Raw genomic sequence first — 24934 nt, forward strand, 5'->3', positions numbered from 1 at the left:
CCATGGAAAACCAAACACAAATTTTTGGAATACGCGCTGTTATTGAAGCCGTAAACGCAGGTGAAACTATTGATAAAGTTTTTTTACAAAAAGGCTTACATGGGGAACTTTTTAGTGAGCTCGAATCTTTGCTTAATAGAAACTCGATTAACAAATCGTATGTGCCTGTTGAAAAATTGAATAGACTTACGAATAAAAACCACCAAGGTGTTGTTGCTCAAATATCACCTATTGCATTTCATGATTTGGAAACGCTTGTTATGACCGTTACGGAATCTGGTAAAACACCTTTGTTTTTACTTTTAGACCAATTGAGTGATGTTCGTAATTTTGGTGCCATTATACGTACTGCGGAATGTACCGGTGTTAACGGCATTATCGTTCAGAAAAAAGGTGGTGCTCCTGTAAATGGCGATACTATAAAAACAAGTGCCGGTGCTGTTTTTAAAATTCCAATTTGTAAAGTAGACCACATTAAAGATGCGGTTTTCTACATGCAATCTTCGGGTATTAAAGTGATAGCTGCCACTGAAAAAACAGATGACACCTTATATGATGTGTCGTTTAAAGAACCTTGTGCCATCATTATGGGGTCGGAAGATAGAGGTATAAACCCTTCAATTTTAAAAGTGGTAGATGCTAAAGCTAAATTACCTTTACTTGGTGAAATTGAATCTTTAAATGTATCGGTAGCCTGTGGCGCCTTTTTATATGAAGCGGTAAGACAAAGACTTTCCTAAGAAATTAGACTTGATAGACTTTTAGCTTAATCTTTATTTTCTTTGAAAGTATAATTAACAAGCGGTTGCTCCTGCTCTATTTCTGGATTTATAGTTTCTATAAAGTTTCCATTTTCATCAAAATGTTTTAAAAACGGGTCGTCGTCTTCCTTGAAATCAGTTTGCTCCCAAACGTATTTTTCAGGCTTAGCGATGGCTTTTCTAAAACTTAATGCGAACAGAAGCCCCGTGATTAAACCAGCTAAATGTCCTTCCCAAGAAACACCTTCTTCCAATGGTAAGGCATACCAAATCATACTTCCGTAGAGAAAAACTACTAGCAATGATAAGGCAATAAGTCGGTAATGTTTTGCAAATACACCTTTGAAAAATATAAAACTTACCAAAAGGTAAATGAGTCCGCTAGCCCCAATGTGGTAAGACGGCCTACCTATACACCAGGTTAAAAAACCGGAAACTAAAATACCAAAAACTAATACTTTCCATGCAATATGTCTATAGAAATAGAATAATGCCATGGACAACACAAATAATGGAATGCTATTATGATACAGATGTTGAATACTACCATGAATAAACGGACTCAACACAACACCTCGCAAGCCTTTTAGTGTTTGTGGATACACGCCATATTTACTAAAATTATATCCAAAACGCACCTCAAACCAAAACACCAACCAAAGGGTAAGCACAAAAAAAACAGGATACGCGACAACGCCTGTTGAAAATTTAAAATGTTCCTGTTTATTCATAAAAATAAAGATAGCAAATAGTTCTCCAACTTTTAAGTTTGTGCTAAAATGGCAGAAGTGTACCGCGTGAGGGGTTGAAGCGGCATCCTTTTTTGAGGCACGAGAAAAAGATACAGCGAAAAACCCGACCCCGTTATTACGGGGGCACGCCCATAAAAAAAACTAAATAGCAATGGAATCTTGGTTGTCACAGGAATTAATTAATTTTACATTATGAACGAACCTTTAGCAGAACGATTACGCCCAAAAACTTTGGAACACTATGTTAGCCAAACGCATTTGATTGGTGAAAATGGTGTATTAACACAGCACATTAAACAAGGGTTGATACCGTCGATGATTTTGTGGGGACCTCCAGGAACAGGAAAAACAACCTTAGCAAACATTATTGCTTCACAATCTGGCCGTCCTTTTTACACCTTAAGTGCTATAAGTTCTGGTGTTAAAGATGTTAGAGAAGTCATTGATAAAGCAAAACAAAGTGGCGGTTTGTTTACTACCAAAAACCCGATTTTATTTATTGATGAAATACATCGATTTAGCAAATCACAACAAGATTCGTTACTCCAAGCCGTGGAAAAAGGATGGATTACCCTTATTGGTGCAACTACTGAAAACCCCAGTTTTGAGGTCATTCCCGCGCTTTTATCTCGCTGCCAAGTGTATATTTTAAACGCTTTTGATAAGAGTGATTTAGAGACACTTTTAAGACGCGCTATTGAAAACGATGATTCCTTGTCTAAAAAAAACATAAAACTAAAGGAAACAACGGCCCTTTTAAGGTTATCGGGTGGTGATGCCAGAAAACTGTTGAATATATTTGAATTGATCATAAATTCTGAAAGTGGGGATTCCATTGAAATTACAGATGAAAGTGTCCTGCAAAAAATTCAAAATAACACCGTTCGCTACGACAAAACAGGCGAACAACATTACGATATTATTTCAGCATTTATAAAATCCATTCGTGGGAGTGATCCCAACGCGGCCGTCTATTATCTAGCCCGTATGATTGAAGGTGGTGAGGACGTTAAATTTATAGCTAGGAGATTACTTATTGCAGCAAGTGAGGATATTGGGAATGCCAACCCTACTGCCTTGGTAATTGCCAACAACACCTTTCAGGCGGTCACAGCTATTGGTTACCCAGAGTCTAGAATTTTATTAAGTCAATGTGCAACCTATTTGGCATGTTCTCCTAAAAGTAACGCCGCTTATATGGCTATTGGTAAAGCACAACAATTGGTTCGAGAAACCGGTGATTTATCGGTGCCTTTAGATATTAGAAATGCACCCACAAAACTTATGAAGGAATTGGGTTATGGTGAAAATTACCAATATGCACACAACTACGAAAACAATTTTGCAGATCAGGAATTTATGCCAGATGCCATAAAAAACACGAAGATTTACGATCCAGGTAACAATGCGCGCGAAAATGCACATCGTGAGTTCTTAAAACAACGCTGGAAAGATAAATATGAGTATTAATAAGACTGTAGTAGACTAGATTAAAACTTAATTGTAAGTACATCTTGCTTCAAAACATTATTGTCATAATACTCTAAAACCCAGTTACCTTCCTTTTTATATAAAGTAGCGTTTTTACCGTCTACCATATACACATCGGGAATACTTGTTTTTTTAATTTTATAAACCACTTTAGGCGTACTATCTACCAATTGAAAACCGTTTTCAATAGCTTGGGCGTATAAAACACCTGTTACAGACTCCTTTACGTCTGTTTTAGTAGCTTCTGAGAATTCTTTAACAATTTCTTTTTGGGTAGGACCATGATTAATAGCTACTACCTTAGCTTCAACTTTCTCTACAACAACCGCTTCTTTTTCCTTTTTAAGGTTTTGAATTTCTTCTCGTAATTGCTGAATTTCTTTAGAAACCTCACTTGAAGTTTCAACTTCTTGCGACGCAGTTACAGTACTCGTTGCACTTGGCACATATTCATAATTAAGTTTTTCTATGTACTTAAAAGCATCACGTACCGCCTCGGTGTAAGCACGTTGATATTCTTTCTCTCTACTTTCTCCCATCTCGGAAGTATATATGACTTGATCGTTGCAGTTTTTAAGTTCTACCGCTAATTTGGTTTTAAACATACCTGTATCTTTCACCAAGTTCGATTTTAATGCCAAACATCTATTTCGCATAACATCTTCAGGGTAATTAGACCCTTCCATTAATGCGATAAACCCATATTTATTAAATAAAAACTCGGTTAAAGAATTTAATTGATATTGATCTGCCTCCTTTAAAAAATCATATTTTTTAGGTACAATAACATACTTATATGCGTTTAAATTAGTTTGAGAAAACACACTTGCAGTAAGAAAACAAGTAATAAGTATTGCGATATATTTAATCTTCATTTTTATGTAATATATAGGTTAACAGTGCTTGTAAAGATACACTTTATAAATATTTTTTTAATTCTATTAATCCACTAATTTGTTTAACGTCCGTTACAATATTCATATTGTTGGTGTCGAAAAAAATAACATCCATCCCTACATTAATGGCACCTTCAATATCTGCTTCATAGCCATCACCAATCATAATACTTCTACTTATTTCTGTTTCAGCCTTTTCAACAGCATAATGAAAAATTTCGGGATGTGGTTTTTTAACACCAATATCTTCCCCATTCGTAATGGTTTTAAAATAATGATGGATATTCGATTTTATAAGTTTTTTGGACTGCACTTCTTCAAACCCGTTAGACAGTATGTGAAGGTTGTATTTTTGACTTAGATAATCTAAAATCTCGATGGTGTTTTCAAACAAGAAATTTGTATCGGTGAGATAACTAATATAATCCGTCGATAATTTACGAATCATAGCATCTTCAACATCTATATTGGCAGCTACAAAGGTATCTTTCAATCGGCCAAAGCGTAGTACTTCTTTATCAATTTTGGCATCTCTATACAGTTTCCAATATTCGAAATTGATATCGCGATAATGCAATAAAAACTCATGCAAGTCAACATCGACCGCATTCATTTTAAAAATTTTATCAAATGTTAATTCTGAATTTTTATCAAAATCCCATAGGGTGTGATCTAAATCGAAAAACACATCGGTAATACCGTTACTCATCATTTGTTGATTCTAAAATAATATTAAACAATTCTTTAAAGCCCTTCCAGCGTTCTATCTCACTAAATGTATAATTATGAAACACTGGAATAAACTCACCATGTACCTGCCTTACTTCGCTTAAAACATTATTCAGGGTTTTCTTTTTATCTAATAAGGACTGGTTTTTTAACAACACATAATCCATAAGGTGATACGAATGAATTTTTAATGGTGTTTGTATTTCATAGTCCAAATCGTAGAACAAAAAAGGTGTACACGTACCAGCCCTAAAACCAATTTGATTAACATAACCCATGGTATAATCTTCCAGAATCTCCAATTCTATAAGATTTCTATAGGATTCTGGTAGATTTAATTTTGAAAACGATTGGCGCGATGCTTTTAAGGTGGTATTTATAATATCCTCCATTTTAAGCTTTTCCTTTTTCAAAATTGAAAGGTCATCAAGCGCAAAGAAGGATGTTTTCAAACCTACTTCGCAATAATCGGCGACATGTTTTATAAGCGATATGAATTTTCTTTTATTCGGGTTAATACTTTTATCATAAGTAGAAAAATCGCCAATTAAAAAGAAAAACAAAAACTTAAACTTGCTCTGCTTTTGCTTATTAATAATATACTTAAAGGTATCATACGGGTCGTGTCTCAAGCCGAATATAACCACAAACCTTTCGTAAAAACTCTTAAATTCAAACTTAAATAAGTCTTTCACACTGCCACCAAAACTTCGCATAAGCCCTTTCAATTTAAAATGATAAGGACTAGGCACATCTATTATGGGTTTGACACTATAACTTCTTTCGGGAAACTTAAACTCTGGAAACTGCACTTGCAATGCATCTCTAAATTTGTAAGCCCAAATATCTACAACCGGTTGATGCAAAAAACCATGTTTAAACGCGATACTTTCGGCTGCTAAAAAGCGTCCGAAATCATCTTTTACATGTGGTAAATACTCTTCATATCTTGAAAGCAAATAAAAGGAAGCTGCAAAAATATCAAAAGGAATGGCGCTTTTATCACCATTAAAAAAGAAGCATTTGGTGCGCCACCAACTTTGCACATGAATTTCAACATCATTCAAACCTTGTTCAAATAATAAATCGTGACTTTTTATAAAAAACTCGTTACCAAGTTGCTGTTTGGTATAGGATATTTTCAAACTATCGTGCGCAATAAACGCCTCCACTTTCGTGGTAAAAGCAACCTCAACACCCAAAATTCGTGTACAAACATGCTTAAAAACATACTTTAAACGAGGTGTAATATTATGTGTGTAAACTAACAGCATAGGCTAAAGCAAATTTCAATTTTTAAAAATTTAAATTCCAAAATTTGTTCAATTGGTATTTGGTGCTTGTGTCTTGATTTTTTAAATAAGGCCTTCATCGGCAAAACTAAAGTATGCATTTTCAGTTATAATCACGTGATCTAGCACTTTTATATCCAAACTTTCTGCTGCTGTTTTTAGTTTTTTGGTAATTTGTTTATCGGCTTCACTGGGTTTTAAGGTGCCCGATGGGTGGTTATGCGATAAAATGAGTCCGGTTGCTCCAACTTCCAAGGCGTTTTTAAGCACCAAACGTACATCTACCAAAGTTCCCGTAATCCCGCCTTTACTTAATTGATTTTTTTGAATCACTTTATTCGAATTATTCAAATAAACAATCCAAAATTCTTCATGTTGCAATTCACCTATAATGGGCTGCATCAATTCAAACACCGAGTTGCTCGAAGTTATTTTCTTCTTTTCTAACGCTTCTTCACCGCGGCGTCGACGCCCCAACTCCAAAGCAGCAACAATGGATATCGCTTTTGCTTCTCCAATACCCTTAAATTCCATAAGTTGTTTAATGGAAAGCTTACCCAGTTCGCTTAAATTATTATTCGCACTCGCCAAAATACGCTTGCATAAATCGACAGCACTTTCGTCTCGATTACCCGAGCCAATTAAAATCGCGACCAATTCGGCATCACTTAAAGAGGCCTTTCCTTTATAGAGTAATTTCTCTCGCGGTTGGTCGTCTTGACTCCAATTTTTAATTGAAAATGAGACTGGTTTTTCTTGCATAAAGTAAATATAAATATTGTAATTTTATAAATCAACAAACGTCCATTTAAAATAGTACATCCCTTTGAATTATCCTCCAAAAATACATCAAGATAACGACATAAATCACATCATTGAGGTGATAAAAACCTATCCCTTAGCCACCTTAATTTCAGTTAAAGACAACAGCCCTTTTATCACACATTTACCTTTAATTTATAATGAATCGGGTAAATTAATAGGCCATATAGATAAACAAAACCCACATGCTGCTTTGTTAAAAAACGCACAACCCATCACCATTTTATTTTCGGGCCCGCAGTGTTACATTTCACCTAGTATTTATACAACAACACAGTTACCAACATGGAATTATATTAAAGTTCATTTAAAGGGCACGGTTCATGCTATAGAAAGTAAAGACGCCTTAAAGGATTCTATTATTAAAATGACTGAATTTTTAGAAGCGCCAGAACACAAATACGTTTTAGACCCAGACAACCAGCGCATGCTTGGGGCTTTAGATTATATCGAAATGTTCGAAATAACCATTGATACTTGGGAAGGAAAATTCAAACTTTCACAAGACAAAAAACCTCAAGACATTAGTAATGCCCGAACCGAATTAATTCGCGCTAACCATGAAAGTATAGAGCATTTTTTAAAAAAAGTATTTTAACCCCATCACATAAACAATGAAGCGTTTTATCGTTTTTACCCTCGTATTTTTATACCATACACTTGTGGTTTTATCTCAAGAAAAAGAATACACCTCTGTTATTTACCCCGAAGATTACACTGCTGAAGTAGATGTTATTTACACAGAAGCCAACGATTGGGTTGGTTATATGGATTTATACACCAAACAAAATGATAGCGTACCTACACCCATTGTTATTAATATTCATGGTGGTGGTTGGCGCAGTGGCACCAAAGAATCTCAAACAGGCTTTGGCACCTTTTTTAAACATGGCTATGCCGTAGCCAATGTGGCATATCGCTTAGTAGATGTGGCACCTGCCCCTGCTGCGATTGAAGATGTACGTTGTGCCTTAGTTTATATTTACAAAAATGCCAAAGCACTAAACATCGACACCTCTAAAATTGTTGTTATGGGTGGTTCTGCTGGTGGGCATTTGGCTTTAATGGCTGGATTATTGGGCAACAATAAACGTTTTGATGGTAATTGCCAGCATTCAGAAAAAATAAAAGTAGCTGCTATCATCGATAAATATGGTATCAGCGATTTAACACCACTCGCCTATTGGAAATCTGCCAACAATTGGTTGTCGCTTAATAATACAGATACGGCCTTTGTAAAATCGGTATCCCCCATAAATTATGTGTCACAAAACAGCCCGCCAATATTTATAGCACATGGTACTGCAGACCCTATTGTACCCTACCAACAGTCCTTAATTCTTTATAAAAAACTAAAGACATATAAAGTTAAAACCGAGCTTCTCACCATTAAAAAAGGTAAACACGGAAACTTTACGACCAAACAAAACATACAATTAAGTAGAAGCATTTGGAAATTTTTAAATAAATTAGGCTTATAAAACATTCAACGTCATGAAAAAGCTAACTAAAGAAGACATCAATCAAGAGGTTTTTGATTTATATGATGATTATGCCCATAATAAAATTGGCAGACGCCAGTTTGTTGAAAAACTATCGCTCTACGCTATTGGCGGCTTAACGGTCTCGTCTTTACTTAGTTTTATGTCGCCTAATTATCTAGACAGCCTTTTGGTGAAACCAGACGATGCACGCTTAAACTCGGAATATATTACCTACCAGTCACCCAAAGGCGGCGGTACCATTAAAGGTTTACTATCTAAACCCGAAAACACCACAGGGAAATTACCTGGCATTATTATAGTGCATGAAAACCGAGGTTTAAACCCATATATTGAAGATGTAGGCAGACGCTCAGCGCTTGATGGTTTTATTTCTTTAGCTCCTGATGCTTTGTCTCCTTTAGGTGGCTACCCAGGAAATGATGATGACGGTCGAGAACTTCAGAAAAAACGTGATAAAAATGAAATGCTTGAAGATTTTATTGCGGCCTTTCATTACTTAAGCACACACGAAAATTGCAATGGAAAAATTGGGGTTGTTGGCTTTTGCTTTGGCGGCTGGATTTCGAATATGATGGCGGTGAAGTTGCCTAACTTACTAGCTGCAGTTCCTTTTTATGGCGGACAACCCACTGCCGAAGAAGCGGCCCTAATAAAAACACCTTTACTTCTACAATATGCTAGTCTAGACACCCGCGTTAACGAAGGTTGGCCAGCTTACCAAACGGTTCTAAAAGAACACAACATTGAATATACGGCGCATTTTTACCCCGATGTAAACCACGGCTTCCATAACAATACCACACCGCGTTATGATGAAAAAGCAGCTACGTTGGCTTGGGATAGGACTATTGCTTTTTTTAAGGAAAAACTTAAGTAATACTTTAAAGCGTGCTATATCATAATATTATTGGCACTTGTTTAGCTTGTTACGCTTTTATACTCATTGACTAAATGCCTTTACGGATTTAAAAGTTACTTTGAGTTTTTGTTAGTGTTTGGGAATTGTTTGAGAGGCTTAGTAAATCTTATGTTTGATTGTAAGAAATATTTACTAAATTCGTTTTATAACATAACTTATAATTTAGCATTGAACTTCAACTTGGCCAAATACAGCACACTCATTAAAGTACTTTCAATAATCCCTGTATTGGTTGGCTTCTTAAATTTAATTGAATCAATTCTCCCCTATAAAACAATTGAAACTGTAGTAGTCTCAAAAAGCGAAAATCATAGAGATAAATTTGACCATACCACCTATAATATTTATTTCGAAAACAATAACGACCAGTTTACAGAAACAATATATAACACACTTAATGAAGGAGATAAAGTTACTTTGCACGCCTCCTTTTTTACTGAAGAGGTTAGTAATCTCACTATAAATTCAACAGAACAAACTTTAGAAAATTCTACTAGCGAAATTTATTTCAAATATTTATTTACCATTGTTTTTCTAATTCCCTCAATCTTTTGGTTTAAGAAAAAAAGTTTAAGCTCAAAGCAATCCAAATACATGGTCTTTATTATTGTTTTCAGCCTCATTAGTTTTTACAGAATTATAAAATTAAATATCACTTAATTGTTTCTACCATGAAAAAACATCAGTTAACAATTTTTATAACAATCGTTTTCATTTTATTTTTATTTATAGACCCTGTTTATGCCGGTCCTGGAGGCACCGTTGCCAAAGCTTTATTTAAAACCTGGTGGGGAAAAGCGCTTTTAGGCGTGCTAACAATCATTTTTCTACCTCTTATTTTTTACATACAAGTCATTCAGTTTATTGCCATAAGAAAGGCAAAAAAACAATTAGCAAAATTGAGTATTATAAACAAAGATTTTTCGTGGCTTAATATTGAGAAAAATGTTTCTAACGTATTTAGCAGAGTATATTTAGCTTGGGGAAATGAAAACATGGAAGAAGTATCTTCTTATGTTAACCATTGGTATTGGCAGAACCAGCAATTAGTTCATTTAAATAGATGGAAAAAAGAAAACCTACTAAATATATGTAAGCTACAAAGTGTTAGTAGTATTAAACCTTTATACCTTGAAATTTCGAACCAAGATAATCTGGAAGGCTCAAAAATAGCTTTTAGTATTACTGGCAATATTGAAGATTACCTCATAGACAGAGACAGCAGAAAAGTGATTCAAGGAAAAAAAGGTTTCAATGATGAAACTAAAATCTGGATAATGGAGTATAGTGAAGGTAGTTGGTTATTAGATGATATTAGAAATGATGAGTTTAGTTTAAGTTTTGCAAAAATGGAGAATGTTGTACCTTCATTCGAAGGAAAACAAACTATTACAGGCTAACGTAAGGAGTTTAAACCTAAAACATATCACCTTCCAATAAAGTATGCAATCAAGTAAGCCCTAACAGTCCTACAATCCAAAACACAAGATTCCTGCTTTCGCAGGAATTAACTACCCAATCAACTCCTTAACTTCATTAAAATCCAATCCACCATAATTACCAGAACTCATTAATAACAAGGCTTTGTTATCAAAGTTTTGCGAGAACAGAAAGTTTTTAAAATCGTCTGGGTTGGTATAAATAATAAGGTCGTCACGCTCAAAAGCAGTCGCTATTTGTTCGTGAGTCACTTCTTTTAGTTTCTTAATTTCTACAGCATGTGGCGAGTAAAACACTACAGCTACATCGGCAGCATCTAAAGCGCCTTTATATTCTTTTAAAAATTCAGCATTCAAACTGCTATAGGTATGCAACTCTAGGCAAGCTACTACGGTTCTGTTACCATACTGTTCTTTTACCGCCTTGGTAGTTGCTTCTACTTTACTTGGCGAGTGGGCAAAATCTTTATAGGCTACACTGGTTTTGCTTTCGGCTATTTTTTCTAAGCGTTTACTAGCTCCTTTAAAGGTGGCTATGGCTTCGTAAAAATCGTCTTCATCAATACCCATATGTTGGCAAATCCATTTGGCACCCGATAAATTATTTAAATTGTGTTTCCCAAAAACTTCAATTGGCAACGGGCCTTCTGGCGTTTCTAACAGGGTTTCACCATTATCAACGGTATAAGTTGCTGTATTGTAAGGCAGCTTACGAATGGCATTGGCTGATGCTTCTACTACACGTTTTACCTCCGGGTCTTCTTCGTTATAGGTAATACTACCTCCATTAACAATGCTATCTACAAAAATGCGAAACTGCTCCACATAATTATCATAGGTTGGAAAAACATTGATATGGTCCCAAGCGATACCGCTTAACAAGGCAATATTAGGTTTGTATAAATGGAATTTAGGACGTCTATCAATTGGCGAGCTTAAGTACTCGTCGCCTTCAAGCACTATAAAATCGTTGGTTTCAGTAAGTTTTACCATCACATCAAAACCTTCTAATTGTGCCCCTACCATATAATCGACATCGCGGTTATGATAATGCATCACATGTAAAATCATAGACGTAATAGTGGTTTTTCCATGGCTACCACCAATAACCACACGTGTTTTATGTTTCGATTGTTCGTACAAAAACTCGGGGTAACTGTATATTTTCAAGCCTAATTCTTGAGCTTTTAACAACTCAGGATTATCGGCTTTGGCGTGCATACCCAAAACAATAGCATCAATACCCGCATTGATTTTTTCTGGAAACCAGCCATAAGTTTCTGGTAATAATCCTTTTGCTTGTAATCGCGATTTTGACGGTTCGAAAATTTCGTCGTCGCTACCTGTTACTTGATACCCTTTGTTATGTAAGGCTAGCGCTAAATTATGCATGGCAGAGCCACCAATGGCTATAAAATGTACGTTCATGGCGTTGTTTTGATTGCTCCAAATATACTTTTTTGTACTGAGCTTGGAAAGGTTAAAAGAGGCAAAGTTTTAAAGTTACCGAGACATCAAAGAACAGGTCTTAAAATTTCGGAAATTTCATGTATTTTGATAGTAAGACACACTCTAAATAATGCAACTGAACTCTGAGACTCATTACAGCTTCAAAATACGCATCTTTTCTTGCTTAAAATGTTTCATGTCTGGCGATTCGGCAAGTGCTAAATCAATATACTTTAGAGCGGCTTGTTTGTTCTTTTTAAGCGCATAAATTTGAGACAACCTATAGTTCGCCCAAGCTTTTGGCACACCATCTTCTGGCGAATAGTTTTTCAAATAAGTTTGTAAACACTGCACGCCTTTTTGTAATTCAATGTTATATTCCGCAGCAATTTTACCCATTTCATAATGCAGGGCGTTACGTTTATGTTTTTCTTTGGCAACTTCTAGGTTTGCCAAGGCTTTTTCTGGCTGCTTTTGCTTTTCGTAAAAAGTAGTCAACTTATCATAACACCATAAGCTACCACCTTGATTTATAGCTAGTTTGTAATATTTTTCGGCAAGTTCTGGCTCATCATCATACTCATAAACATAACCTTTTGCTAAATAACCATCTACTTTTGACAGTTGTTCAAGTTGATATGCATACTTCAAGGCTGTACTTTTACTACCGCCTAAAATACCTGGCAATTTCATGTAATACTCCACCAATGCCCAACGTACGTTAACGTGCTTGGTATCCAATTCAGCGGCTGTTAGAAACTCCGATTCGATATCTCCAATCATCCCTAAAGCGGTTAATTTACTAACCGTTAACGCTTTCATACCCATAGCACCACCATATTTATAGTGATACTCGGCACTTTTGGAGTTTGCATCTACCAATTGTTTGTAATTTGCCATGGCATCGTCCCATTTTTCTTGGTGGCCAAAGGCATCACCCAATAACTCGATGGCTTTCAAGTTTTTTGGATGTTTCTGCAAATAGGCGGTGAGTTGCACTTCGGCTTTCTCAAACTCTTTTTGCTTAAAAAAAGAAGCAATACTATCTAACGGGGCCTGACTAAATGATACGATTGGAAAAAGTAGTAGGTATAAAAAATTTCTCATAACATGATTTGTTAACAAATATCAACACGCCTTTTTAACTAAAAATAAGTAAATTAACTCAATCAAATAAACTATTTCCTTCTTTTTTGTTTTTTGGAATAGCTTTTGAAAGTAATTTAGTAACAAATTTAATCAAATGAAACGATCCATAATTTTTTTAACAATTATTTTGCTTTCAGGCGTAGGAAATAGTCAGACTCCAAACTACGAAACACTCTGGAAAACAGTGCAACAGCATGAAACGGAAGGTTTACCAAAATCGGCTTTAATGGTTGTGGAGCAAATTTCTGTGCTAGCCAGTAAAGATAAAAACCACCCGCAACTTATAAAAACCATGCTTTTTAAAAGCAAATTCGCTTTGGTGCTCGAAGAAGATGCCCAGTTAAAAATAATTAACGATTTCAAAAAACACATCGCGTTAAGTGCATTCCCAACTAAAAATGTTTTAGAAAGCATGCTCGCTAACTTATATTGGCAATATTTTAACCAAAACAGATGGCAATTTTATAACCGTAGTAAAACATCTGAAAAAGTAGACGCGACCGATTTTAGAACTTGGGATTTGCAAACCTTGTTCAACGACATTCATTTGCATTACCAAAACTCATTACAAAACGGACAAAAACTTCAATTAGAACCTTTAAGCAACTACGATGCTATTTTAAATACTGAAAAAGATTCGAAAATTTACAGACCTACGCTGTTCGACTTTCTAAATCAAAATGCCTTAGATTTTTACAAAACCAATGAAACCCACATTACAAAACCTGCGTTTAAATTTGAAATAGACAACCCTGCGTTTTTAAGAGATGCCACAACATTTTCTGAATTAAACATCAGCTCTAAAGACAAAACTTCTTTACAACTACACGCTTTAAAAATATACCAAGACTTAATTTGCTTTCACTTAAATGATAAAACACCATTCGCCCTCGCCAATGTGAATTTGGAACGTTTAAAATTCGTGAATACCCACGCTACTTTTAGTGATAAAGACACTTTACTATTAAATGCTTTAAAAGCTGAAGCTGACAAACTAAAAACGCATGAAGTATCTGGTTTATACCATTTTGAAATCGCAACAATCTACTACCAACAAAGCAATCAATATGAAGCAAAAGCCAATGAAGAGAACCGTTGGAAAACTAAAGACGCTTTAACTATTTGTAACAAGGTTATTCAACAATTTCCAAAAAGCAAGTCTGCAGAACAATGCACCATTTTAAAACAACAAATTGAACAACAATCACTACAAATAACAACTGAAAGCTATTTACCTATTCAGCAACACAGTCGCTTATTGGTTAGTTATAAAAATATTGAGAAACTTCAATTTAACACCTATGAATTAACTCGAAACCAATTAGAAAAATTCAATAAAACCTACCAAAAAGATCAACAACTGGCGTTTATAAAAAAATTAAACGCGTCAAAAACATGGGAAAGCACATTACCAAACGAAAGCGATTACCAAACCCACAGCACCGAACTATTGGTTCCTAAACTGAATAACGGCACCTACTTAATAGTTGCATCGACTGAAGATGACACCAATACCTTTGCCTTTAGCAGCATTCAAGTGACTAATTTAGCCCTTGTTGAAACTGAAAACGAAGATTATAAAACACTCCAATTTATTGATAGAACCAACGGAAACCCCATCAAAAACGCACAAGTTAAACTTACTTTCAACGAAAACAACAATAGAAGCCTAAGCTCAGAAACATTCACCACCAACGATTTGGGCTTCATTAAAATTGAAAAAACCAAAGACCGTTACCGGAATGTTTCTGTAAAAGTGACCCAATTTAGCGATACGGCATACTTTGGCGATTATTATGTAAACGCCCAATACGTTCTAGAAAAAAAAGAAACCAAATACAAAGCCTTTTTGTTTACGGACAGAAGTATTTACCGCCCCGGACAAACCGTTTACTTTAAAGCAATTGCAATGAAGACTAAAAACGGAAAGTCGGAAGCTGTTATTAATGAATCTGTTTACGCTACGTTATATGATGTGAATGATGACAACATAAAAGAACTTGAATTTAAAACCAATGAATTTGGCTCTGTTTCTGGTGAATTCATATTGCCTAATAATGGCTTAAACGGTGACTATCACATTGAATTTGATGGTGATGAAGAAGACTTCTATTTGGACCATTATTTCTCCGTAGAAGAATATAAACGTCCAAAATTCGAAACAAAATTCAATCCAGTTACCGAGACATACAAAATCAATGATTCTGTCACTGTAAAAGGAACGGCCTTAGCTTATGCAGGCAGTAACATTACCGATGCCAAAGTCGTGTATCGTGTACAGCGTAAAGTGGAATATCCGCGTTGGTATTATTGGTACAGACCTTGGTTTAACAGCGAACCTCAAGAAATTACGCATGGGGAAAGCACAACCAATGCCAAAGGTGAATTCGAAATCACTTTTAAAGCACTACCAGACCAAAGTGTTGACAAGAGCAGTTTACCGATTTTCAATTACGAAATCACTGCCGATGTTACCGATATTAATGGTGAAACCCGAAGCGCTTCCTCGATTGTAAATGTGGGCTATCATGCCTTATTGGCTACGATGAGTTTGATCGACAACCTAGATAAAACCAATAAAAACCACAACATTTCTATAAACACGAGAAACCTTAATGGCGAATTTATACCTGCCAAAGGCATCGTTAAAATTTATAAATTACAAGCGCCAAATGTGGTTTTAAGATCTCGACCTTGGGCAGCACCCGATTATCAAGAGTTTTCTGAAGAAGCCTTTAAAAACTTATTCCCTCATGATGCTTACATTAACGAACATAATGCTTCCAATTGGAAAAAAGGTCCTTTGGTTTTTGAAAAAATTTTTGACACCGAAAAGTCTAAAGAACTAGCTCTAGGAAACATTAAAAAATGGGTTTCAGGACAATACATCATCACTTTAGAAAGCAAGGATAAATTTGGGCAATTGGTTAAAGATGAAATAAAAACCACACTGTATAGTGATGCAGATAAAACTTTAGCCGACAATCAATTATTCAGTATTACCAGCAATAAACCAACTTATAAAACGGGAGAAACAGCTGTTATTACGTTGGCTTCTGCTGCCGATAATTTGAATGTTACAATAACTATTGAAAAAGATCATAAAACGGTTAAAACAGAAGTAATTGAGCTTAACACTAACAAAAAACAGATACATATTCCTGTAACCAACAACGACCGTGGCGGTTTTGCCATACATTATAGTTTTGCCGCTTTTAATAGTTTTCAATCGGGTACAGAAATTATTGCAGTGCCCTACCCCAAAACCGATTTAGAGATTGAAACCACCACCTTCCGAGATAAATTACAACCTGGTACCGATGAAACTTGGAGTTTCAAAATTAAAGGTCCGCAGGGTGATAAAGTCGCTGCCGAATTATTAGCAAGCATGTACGATGCTTCACTAGACCAGTTTATACCACATACATGGAATTTCAATCCAATTATTAATCAAACCTATTACTCATATAACAATAACGGTAAAGCACACCAGAGTTTTGGAACCCAAAATTTCAGAGTTTATAATGAACGCACAAGCAGTTCGTATTCACAACAGCAGTACGACCGATGGAATTGGTTTGGGCTTAACTTAGGAAACCAACATATGATGATTCGGGGTGTTTCCAGCGTTTCAAGAACACTAAGCGGTATGGTTCATGGCGTAGAAGTCATGGAAGACAGTTCAAATTTAGATGAAGTCATAGTAGTGGGTTATGGAACACAAAAAAAGGAAGCGTTAACAGGCGTAGTTACTACAGTAAAATCAGAATCATTAGTAGAAGAAAATAATATTGATGATTCTAAGGAAAACCAAAATTTCGATACGGTCCAAATTCGTAAAAACCTTCAAGAAACGGCGTTTTTCTTTCCGAAGTTACAAACCGATAAGGACGGGCATGTGAGTTTCAACTTCACCACCCCCGAATCCTTAACCCAATGGAAATTACAATTACTCGCACATACCAAAACTATGGAAAGTGCGACAAAAACACTCACAGCTGTGACTCAAAAAGAGTTGATGGTGATACCGAATGCGCCACGTTTTTTACGTCAAGGTGACCAAATAACCATCAGCACCAAAATCGCCAACCTAATAGACAAGCCACTTTCTGGAAACGCTATTTTAATGTTAACCGATGCTATTTTAGGAAATGCTATAGATACTAAACTTGGTAATTCAGCAAACAACCAGTCCTTTACAGTCGATGCCAAAGGCAATACTCAAGTATCTTGGAGTTTATCCATACCTGATGATGTTGATGCGGTTCAATATAAAATCCTAGCAAAATCTGGAACCTTTAGTGATGGTGAGCAAAATGCTTTACCTGTTTTAAGTAACCGCATGCTCGTTACCGAAACCTTACCCATGTGGATTCGCAGCAACGAAACCCGAACCTTTACTTTAAACAAGCTAAAAACCAATACCTCAACAACGCTAAAAAACCACAAGCTTACTCTAGAAATAACGTCTAACCCAGCGTGGTATGCCGTACAGGCACTTCCTTATTTAATGGAATACCCTTACGATTGCAATGAACAAACATTTTCACGTTATTATGCGAATGCACTGGCCAGCCATATTGCGAATTCGAACCCTAGAATTCAGGAGGTGTTTAACCAGTGGAAATCGCAAGACGCCTTAATTTCTAACTTAGAAAAAAACGAGGAACTAAAACCAATCTTTATTCAAGAAACACCCTGGCTACGTGATGCACAAAGTGAAACAGAACAGAAAAAACGCATCGCCTTGTTATTCGATTTAAATAAAATGAACAATGAATTACAACTAGCACAACGTAAACTTGAAAACAACCAAATGCGTTCTGGTGCTTGGGCTTGGTTTAATGGCGGACGTGAAAACAGATACATTACCCAACACATTGTTACTGGTTTTGGGCATTTGAAACAACTTAAAGTTGAAACCAAAGAAATCGCTAACATGATTGAGAAAGCCATCAATTATTTAGACGCTGAATTTGTTCAAGAATACAAAGACATTAGAAAACACAATGCAAAAGTTGATTTAAACAAAGACCATTTAAGCGATACCCAACTGCATTATTTGTACATGCGAAGCTTTTATTCTGAGATTAAAAAATCGAAGGAAGTTGAAGATGTTACCAAATACTATCAAACACAAATTCAAAAATACTGGTTATCTAGATCGTTATATTCAAAAGGATTGATGGCTTTAGTTTCAGAACGCATGGGAGATAAAACCACGGCTTCAAAAATTCTAAAATCACTAAAAGAAACAAGCATCACTTCAGATGAATTAGGCATGTACTGGAAAGCAAACACCAGTTCATGGTACTGGTACCAAGCACCTATTGAAACTCAAGCCTTATTAATTGAAGCCTTTTCGGAAATTGAAAATGACACAAAAACCATCGATAATTTAAAAATTTGGCTTCTTAAAAACAAGCAAACCAACCAATGGAAAACCACTAAAGCCACTACCGAAGCGGTGTATGCGCTATTGCTTCAAGGCAGCGATTGGCTATCGGTAACCGATGCGGTCGATGTGGTTTTGGGCGGTAAAAAAATAGCACCCTCAACATTAGAAACGGTAAAAATAGAAGCAGGTACGGGCTACTACAAAACATCGTGGAATGCTTCAGAAATTAAACCTGAAATGGCAACTGTTCAGCTTACAAAAAAAGGCGATGGTATTGCTTGGGGCGGTTTATACTGGCAATATTTTGAAGATTTAGACAAAATAACATCCGCAGAAACACCGCTTCAGCTAAAGAAAAAGCTATTCCTTAAAAAGAATACGGATACGGGGGAAGAAATTTCAGAAATCACGCATGAAACACCTTTAAAAGTTGGCGATTTGGTACGTGTTCGTATTGAATTACGAAGTGACCGCGCAATGGAATTTGTACACATGAAAGATATGCGCGCAGCAGGATTAGAACCCATCAATGTGCTTTCAACATACAAATGGCAAGATGGTTTGGGCTATTATGAGAGTACCAAAGATGCATCAACAAACTTCTTTTTCGACTATTTACCTAAAGGGGTCTTTGTATTTGAATACGATTTACGAGTGAATAATGCAGGTAATATGAGTAATGGCATCACTACGATTCAAAGCATGTATGCGCCAGAGTTTAGCAGCCACAGCGAAGGCGTGCGTTTGTTAGTTAAGTAAAATGGCTACGACCTAAGCTATGAAATATTTATTATCTTTCAGTTTACTAACTAATACACATGTAATTATGAATTCAAAAGTTTTTATGGTAGTGCGAATTATTTTAGGTCTTTTTCTGCTGGTTTTTGGGCTGAATAAGTTTTTAAACTTTTTACCAGCACCAGAAGGCATGTCTGAAGCGGCAGGTGCTTATTTCGGCGCGTTAATGTCGGCCAAAGTAATTACCCTTGTGGCCATCGTGGAAGTTTTAACTGGCTTAGCCTTCATTCTGAACAAGTATGGTGCTTTAATGGCTATTATACTCATGAGTGTTTCGGTTAACATTGTACTTTTCCACGCTACTTTAAACCCAGAAGGCATAGGCCCAGGCTTAGTGGTATTAATTTTAAACATCCTAGTGCTTTATGGCTATAAAGACACGTATAAAGATTTATTAGCTGGATAATATTCAACATTTAAAGAGGCCGTAAAAAGCCTCTTTTTTTTATCCTTAACTTTATCAAATTAAATAACACACAGCATTGAAACCCAAATCAATAAACAATATCTATTTAGCACTGCTTTTGCTAATTGCATTACAGTTCTCCTGTGCTTCTAAAAAACAAGTAGTTGAAGTGGTTACAAATGACGATGCGCACCCAAGACTGGTGTTTCTAAACTACAGCATTTCAAAAGATATAAACGGTAAAAAAAACATGCAATTCATCAATAAAACAATAACAGATGGAAAACTAAGAAACACCCCTAACAAACATCTTAAAATAGGATTGATTGGCGATTTGAAATGTATTCAATTAGATGAAAATTCAACCGAAATCACATCCTTAACTTTAAAAAACCCACTATCTAAACATATTGAATTTATTAACGATTCACTTATATTTGAAAATAAAAAAATAGACTTAAAAAGTGCACCGCTATCTTTACGTTTACAATTACATAGCAAGACCAAGTTTATTGCTATTAACGAAATAACCGACTCGCTACAAAATAGTACCCCTTTAATAATTACAAAGCTCGATTAAAAATGAAACACCTATTACTTACAATCTTACTGGTTAGTTTCCAAGGTATTTCCGCTCAGGTTTTTGACAAGGAAACTATTAAAAATTCGGGGGATAATGATAAAAGAATCAATTTAATTATTTTAAGTGAAGGCTATCAAATGAGTGAGTTAGCACAATTTAAAACGGATGCCACTGGCTTTGTAAATAAAATGTTTAGTCAGTCGCCTTTTAAAGAATATTTCAACTTTTTTAATGTGCATATCATCAAAGTGCCTTCAAACGAGAGTGGCGCCGACCATCCTGGGAACGCTACAGATGTATCTGAACCTTACAACAATTTACCAACAAAATATGTTGACACGTATTTTAATGCAACCTATGACGCCTATGGTACACACCGTTTGTTGTATTATGAACTTGATGGAAATTCCGCAAATAATACTCAAGCCAAAATCTATGATGTATTGGCTGCCAATTTCCCTATTTACGATCAAGCCTTGATTCTAGTGAATTCTACAGAATACGGAGGTACTGGTGGTGAATTCCCCATAGCCTACAAAGGCACCTTTGCCACCAATGTTATAATGCATGAATTAGGCCATTCCTTATTCAATTTAAAGGACGAATATTACCCTGGCGACTTACTCGCTGCAGAAGCCATTAATATGACTAAGGAAACAGACCCGACTCTTATAAAGTGGAAAAACTGGTTGAGTATTAACACTATTGGCATTTACCAATATACATGTGCTACCGGTAATTGTGCCGACTGGTATAAGCCTCACCAAAACTGTATTATGGAAAAAATAGACAAACCGTTTTGTTCGGTTTGTAAAGAAGGGATTGTAGAAAAAATTCACGATTTAATTTCACCAATAGATTCATACACACCAAGCTCCAATTCGGTATCAAGCACTACCTTTCCTATCGATTTTCATTTGAATTTAATAAAACCCATTCCAAATACTTTAACAAGTACTTGGACTTTGAATACTTCTAATTTCGCCAATAATGTGGATAATGTAAGCGTTTTAGAAACTGATTTAAATTCTGGACCAAACATATTAACCGTTTCGGTAAATGATACTTCAACATTTTTAAAGGTTGACAACCACAACAATTTTCATGTATACACCACAACTTGGACTATTGATAAATCGTCGTTAGGCGTGAATGACATCACGAGCACAATGGCAAATTACACGATTGCGATGTACCCCAACCCCAGCAACACCTTTGTTCATTTTAAATTTGAAAGTGATACAGACACCAACCTTAAAATTGATATTATTGGCTTAGACGGAAAAAAGATAAAAACGATTTTTGTGGCTAATTACCAAACAAACCAAGTTGATATTAGTAGTTTAAGTAGTGGTATGTATGTCACTAATTTCTATTCGGGGAATGCGCTTATAGCTAGTAAGAAGCTAGTGAAAAATTAAAAAAGCTGCTGTCTCCGCAGAAAACATAATCTTACTTCTTAGGTGGATATTCCGTTAGCACTTTTTCTAAAATACTATTAAATAGTTGCTCGCGTTTTTCAGGGTTTGCATTTGGACTAAAACTCGATTCACTTACCGCTTGCCAGAAGAGTTGCTTTTTGTTTTCATCAACAAAATCGATAGTGATTTGTCTATTTAAATTCGCTTGTCCAAGCGGTAAACCTATAGAAATACCACCACCCATATTGCGACCACTACCACCTAAACCAACACCAACGGTATTACGTTGCGCTTCTTGGTAGTCGCTGCTTTTAATGTCAACAAAAAAATCGGGGGTATCTGATAAGTTAAAACCTTTGGCTGTCATGTTCGCATCCAAAGCTTCTAATAAGCGCTTGGTATCCAACTCACTTAACCCTGTTTCCATATCGCTGTAATAGTTATAGGTTTTATAGGTTGAGAAATTGGTCCCTTTATCGAAATCGTAATGAACACGAATGGGAGCGCAAGAAACTACAAAAATGGCTAAAACTAGAAATGTGAAGAACCTCATAACTTTATTTTTTATTATAAAGTTAATCAAAAATTATTCCAAAAACAGGATTCAGGTTCGGAATTGCGTTAGGGATGGAAGTGGCATCCTTTTTAAAAAAGGATAACCACTATGTATGTTTTGAACTAGCCATTAGCACATAACATAACCCTTGACGTTAGGCAGGACGTTTAAAAAGATATAACGTACAGCCCGACCCTTTATGGGAAACGCCCTAATTAGTTAATTTAACAGCTTCCAAAGCATGTCTTTCAACTCGGTAATACCTTGTTGTGCTACCGATGAAATAAACACATAAGGAATTGGCAATTCGTTATCTAAAATTTCTTTTAATTCTGCTTTCAACTCATCATCCAACATATCGCATTTCGAAATTGCGATGATGCGTTCTTTATCTAGCATTTCTGGGTTGTAACGACGCAACTCATCTAATAGAATATCGTATTGTTTTTTAATATCCGGCGCATCGGCTGGGATTAAAAACAATAAAATAGAGTTACGTTCGATATGACGTAAAAAGTAATGTCCAAGTCCGCGTCCTTCGGCTGCCCCTTCAATAATTCCAGGAATATCTGCCATTACAAAGGTTTGGAAATCGCGATATTTTACAATTCCTAAGTTAGGTTTAAGGGTTGTAAACTCGTAATCGGCAATTTTTGGTTTTGCTGAAGTTACCACCGATAATAAGGTTGACTTTCCTGCATTTGGAAAACCTACCAAACCCACATCTGCAAGTACTTTTAACTCTAAAGTGATATGCTTTTCTACCAGAGGCATCCCTGGTTGTGAGTAACGAGGTGTTTGATTGGTTGGCGTTCTAAAGTGCCAGTTACCTAGACCTCCTTTACCTCCTTGAGCAATGATACGCTCTTCCCCTTCATCGGTTATTTCAAAAATGATTTCATTTGTTTCCGTATCTCGAACAACCGTTCCTAAAGGCACATCCACATACTCATCAGAACCATCGGCTCCAAAACTTCTACTTTTACTACCACTTAATCCATGACCAGCACGAATGTGTTTTTTAAATTTTAAATGAAGTAGTGTCCAAAGGTTTGAGTTACCACGAAGTATTACGTGCCCACCACGACCACCATCACCTCCATCGGGGCCTCCTTTTTCTATAAATTTTTCGCGGTGTAAATGCGACGATCCTTTACCTCCGTTACCAGAGCTAACATACATTTTTACGTAATCAACAAAATTTCCTTCAGTCATCTTTATGTGTAATCCTTTAATTGTTTAACGGCTTCGTTGCTTAGTGGTTTAGTTCCTATCTAGAAAGTAATTTCTAAACAACTAAACGCATCAACTAAAGTTGATCTATAATACCGCTTAAACGTACTGTAATATCTTCAATACTCCCTACGCCATCAACACCAAAATACTTGTTTTGAGCTGAGTAATATTCTTTTAAAACGGCTGTTTTATCGTAATATTCTTTAATTCGGTTACGAATAATAGACTCGTCTGCATCATCGGCACGTCCACTTGTTTTACCTCTACCAATAAGACGTTCCACTAAAATTTCATCATCTACTTCTAAAGCAACCATCGCATTAATTGAAGAATCTTTACTCTCAAGTAATTTATCTAGAGACTCTGCTTGTGCATTGGTACGAGGAAATCCATCAAAAATAAACCCTTTAGCCGTTGCATTTTTTTCAACTTCCGCGTTTAACATATCAATAGTTACTTGATCTGGAACCAACTGGCCTTTATCCATATACGATTTAGCCAACATACCTAAGGCCGTTTCGTTTTTGATATTGAATCTAAAAACATCGCCTGTAGAGATGTGTACTAAATTATATTTAGTTTTTAAGAATTCTGCTTGCGTGCCTTTACCTGCTCCTGGAGGTCCAAATAGTACTAAATTTGTCATGAATTGTGTTTCTTTTATTTGATAGACTTCTGGTAAATTTCTCCCTAACCCATCATAATCTAAGCCATAGCCTACTATAAATTTGTTAGGAATTTCAATACCTATATAATGTAGTTTGTAATCTTTTTTGTAAGCTTCCGGTTTGTAGAATAAGGTGGCGATTTTTAAAGATTTCACCTGCTCATTTTTAAAAATGCGGTGTACTTCTGCCAAGGTATTTCCCGTATCGATAATATCTTCTAAAATAACAACGGTACGGCCTGTTAAATCTTGTGTTAAACCAATTAAACGCTGTATATCTTCGGTAGACTTAACACCTTCATAAGATGCTAGTTTAATAAAGGTTACCTCGCAGGGCTTTTTATATTTTTTCACAAAATCGCTCACCACCATAAACGATCCGTTTAGAACCCCAATAAACACAGGGATTTCATCTCCAATATCGTTCGCAATCTCTGTTGCCAAACGTTCCATCGCAGCATCTATTTCTTGTGCCGAAATAAATGGTTTAAAATATTTATCGTGTAGCTTTATCACAGTTTGTTATTTTTTGAAGGTGCAAAGATAATCAATAGATTGCCGAATTACGATTTTTGATTTACGAATTCAAGACTAATTTAAGATTTAAGTGTATTTTTGCATATCAATAAACGATTTTATTAATAATAAAGCATGAATCGAGCTAC

General features: G+C 35.7%; 20 protein-coding genes. 10 read left to right on the forward strand and 10 right to left on the reverse strand.

Annotated elements, in window-relative coordinates; translation table 11 throughout:
- Nucleotides 1-2: 2 nt before the first annotated feature.
- Entirely contained in the window at nt 3-740 is a 738-nt protein-coding gene (rlmB, locus tag Q5N74_RS01060; RefSeq protein WP_304386808.1) for a 23S rRNA (guanosine(2251)-2'-O)-methyltransferase RlmB, read from the forward strand.
- A gap of 26 nt (nt 741-766) precedes the next feature.
- Here rlmB and Q5N74_RS01065 read toward each other — a convergent pair whose 3' ends face one another.
- Nucleotides 767-1492 carry a rhomboid family intramembrane serine protease gene (locus Q5N74_RS01065; RefSeq protein ID WP_304386809.1) on the reverse strand — a complete coding sequence of 242 codons (726 nt, stop codon included), beginning with the start codon at nt 1490-1492 and terminating at the stop codon, nt 767-769.
- A gap of 213 nt (nt 1493-1705) precedes the next feature.
- On the opposite strand from Q5N74_RS01065, the gene Q5N74_RS01070 reads away from it, so the two are divergent.
- On the forward strand, nt 1706-2983 hold the full coding sequence (locus Q5N74_RS01070) for a replication-associated recombination protein A (RefSeq protein WP_304386810.1): 1278 nt from the start codon (nt 1706-1708) through the stop codon (nt 2981-2983).
- A 20-nt stretch (nt 2984-3003) separates the two neighbouring features.
- On the opposite strand, the gene Q5N74_RS01075 is transcribed toward Q5N74_RS01070, so the two are convergent.
- The 4 genes from Q5N74_RS01075 to radC all read right to left on the reverse strand — a co-directional run bounded on the left by Q5N74_RS01075 (nt 3004) and on the right by radC (nt 6683).
- Nucleotides 3004-3879 (reverse strand): hypothetical protein, encoded by an 876-nt coding sequence (locus Q5N74_RS01075; RefSeq protein ID WP_304386811.1) that lies wholly within the window; start codon nt 3877-3879, stop codon nt 3004-3006.
- 43 nt (nt 3880-3922) lie between these two features.
- On the reverse strand, nt 3923-4609 hold the full coding sequence (locus tag Q5N74_RS01080) for a YjjG family noncanonical pyrimidine nucleotidase (protein ID WP_304386812.1): 687 nt from the start codon (nt 4607-4609) through the stop codon (nt 3923-3925).
- Nucleotides 4602-5903 (reverse strand): polysaccharide deacetylase family protein, encoded by a 1302-nt coding sequence (locus Q5N74_RS01085; protein WP_304386813.1) that lies wholly within the window; start codon nt 5901-5903, stop codon nt 4602-4604. The genes Q5N74_RS01080 and Q5N74_RS01085 overlap by 8 nt, the downstream gene beginning before the upstream one ends.
- Before the next feature lie 81 nt (nt 5904-5984).
- A complete protein-coding gene (radC, locus tag Q5N74_RS01090) occupies nt 5985-6683 on the reverse strand; it encodes a DNA repair protein RadC (protein ID WP_304386814.1) in 699 nt (232 codons plus the stop codon).
- Nucleotides 6684-6747: 64 nt separating this feature from the next.
- Between radC and Q5N74_RS01095 the strand changes: the two genes are divergently transcribed.
- The 4 genes from Q5N74_RS01095 to Q5N74_RS01110 all read left to right on the forward strand — a co-directional run bounded on the left by Q5N74_RS01095 (nt 6748) and on the right by Q5N74_RS01110 (nt 10567).
- Nucleotides 6748-7341: an FMN-binding negative transcriptional regulator gene (locus Q5N74_RS01095; RefSeq protein ID WP_304386815.1), complete on the forward strand. Its 594-nt coding sequence runs from the start codon at nt 6748-6750 to the stop codon at nt 7339-7341.
- A 16-nt stretch (nt 7342-7357) separates the two neighbouring features.
- Nucleotides 7358-8224, forward strand: coding sequence for an alpha/beta hydrolase (locus tag Q5N74_RS01100; RefSeq protein WP_304386816.1), 867 nt, complete (start codon nt 7358-7360; stop codon nt 8222-8224).
- Between the two features lie 13 nt (nt 8225-8237).
- Entirely contained in the window at nt 8238-9125 is an 888-nt protein-coding gene (locus tag Q5N74_RS01105) for a dienelactone hydrolase family protein (RefSeq protein WP_304386817.1), read from the forward strand.
- 713 nt (nt 9126-9838) lie between these two features.
- On the forward strand, nt 9839-10567 hold the full coding sequence (locus tag Q5N74_RS01110) for a hypothetical protein (protein WP_304386818.1): 729 nt from the start codon (nt 9839-9841) through the stop codon (nt 10565-10567).
- Nucleotides 10568-10678: 111 nt separating this feature from the next.
- On the opposite strand, the gene murC is transcribed toward Q5N74_RS01110, so the two are convergent.
- Together murC and Q5N74_RS01120 are read right to left on the reverse strand one after the other, a co-directional pair.
- The gene (gene murC, locus Q5N74_RS01115) at nt 10679-12034 is read right to left on the reverse strand and encodes a UDP-N-acetylmuramate--L-alanine ligase (protein WP_304386819.1); all 1356 of its coding nucleotides are present in this window, start codon (nt 12032-12034) and stop codon (nt 10679-10681) included.
- A gap of 174 nt (nt 12035-12208) precedes the next feature.
- Nucleotides 12209-13162 carry a lipopolysaccharide assembly protein LapB gene (locus Q5N74_RS01120; RefSeq protein WP_304386820.1) on the reverse strand — a complete coding sequence of 318 codons (954 nt, stop codon included), beginning with the start codon at nt 13160-13162 and terminating at the stop codon, nt 12209-12211.
- Nucleotides 13163-13298: 136 nt separating this feature from the next.
- Between Q5N74_RS01120 and Q5N74_RS01125 the strand changes: the two genes are divergently transcribed.
- From Q5N74_RS01125 to Q5N74_RS01140, 4 genes are all read left to right on the forward strand, one after another.
- Nucleotides 13299-19361: an alpha-2-macroglobulin gene (locus tag Q5N74_RS01125; RefSeq protein WP_304386821.1), complete on the forward strand. Its 6063-nt coding sequence runs from the start codon at nt 13299-13301 to the stop codon at nt 19359-19361.
- A 67-nt stretch (nt 19362-19428) separates the two neighbouring features.
- Nucleotides 19429-19806: a DoxX family membrane protein gene (locus Q5N74_RS01130; protein WP_304386822.1), complete on the forward strand. Its 378-nt coding sequence runs from the start codon at nt 19429-19431 to the stop codon at nt 19804-19806.
- A gap of 76 nt (nt 19807-19882) precedes the next feature.
- The gene (locus tag Q5N74_RS01135) at nt 19883-20386 is read left to right on the forward strand and encodes a hypothetical protein (RefSeq protein ID WP_304386823.1); all 504 of its coding nucleotides are present in this window, start codon (nt 19883-19885) and stop codon (nt 20384-20386) included.
- Between the two features lie 2 nt (nt 20387-20388).
- On the forward strand, nt 20389-21810 hold the full coding sequence (locus tag Q5N74_RS01140) for a M64 family metallopeptidase (RefSeq protein ID WP_304386824.1): 1422 nt from the start codon (nt 20389-20391) through the stop codon (nt 21808-21810).
- A 31-nt stretch (nt 21811-21841) separates the two neighbouring features.
- On the opposite strand, the gene Q5N74_RS01145 is transcribed toward Q5N74_RS01140, so the two are convergent.
- From Q5N74_RS01145 to Q5N74_RS01155, 3 genes are all read right to left on the reverse strand, one after another.
- The gene (locus Q5N74_RS01145; RefSeq protein ID WP_304386825.1) at nt 21842-22363 is read right to left on the reverse strand and encodes a DUF4136 domain-containing protein; all 522 of its coding nucleotides are present in this window, start codon (nt 22361-22363) and stop codon (nt 21842-21844) included.
- 222 nt (nt 22364-22585) lie between these two features.
- Nucleotides 22586-23581: a GTPase ObgE gene (obgE, locus tag Q5N74_RS01150; protein WP_304386826.1), complete on the reverse strand. Its 996-nt coding sequence runs from the start codon at nt 23579-23581 to the stop codon at nt 22586-22588.
- Between the two features lie 94 nt (nt 23582-23675).
- Nucleotides 23676-24785 (reverse strand): adenylate kinase, encoded by a 1110-nt coding sequence (locus Q5N74_RS01155; RefSeq protein WP_304386828.1) that lies wholly within the window; start codon nt 24783-24785, stop codon nt 23676-23678.
- Between the last annotated feature and the right edge of the window lie 149 nt (nt 24786-24934).

The sequence above is a fragment of the Mariniflexile sp. AS56 genome (genome assembly GCF_030552475.1).
Lineage (GTDB): Bacteria > Bacteroidota > Bacteroidia > Flavobacteriales > Flavobacteriaceae > Mariniflexile.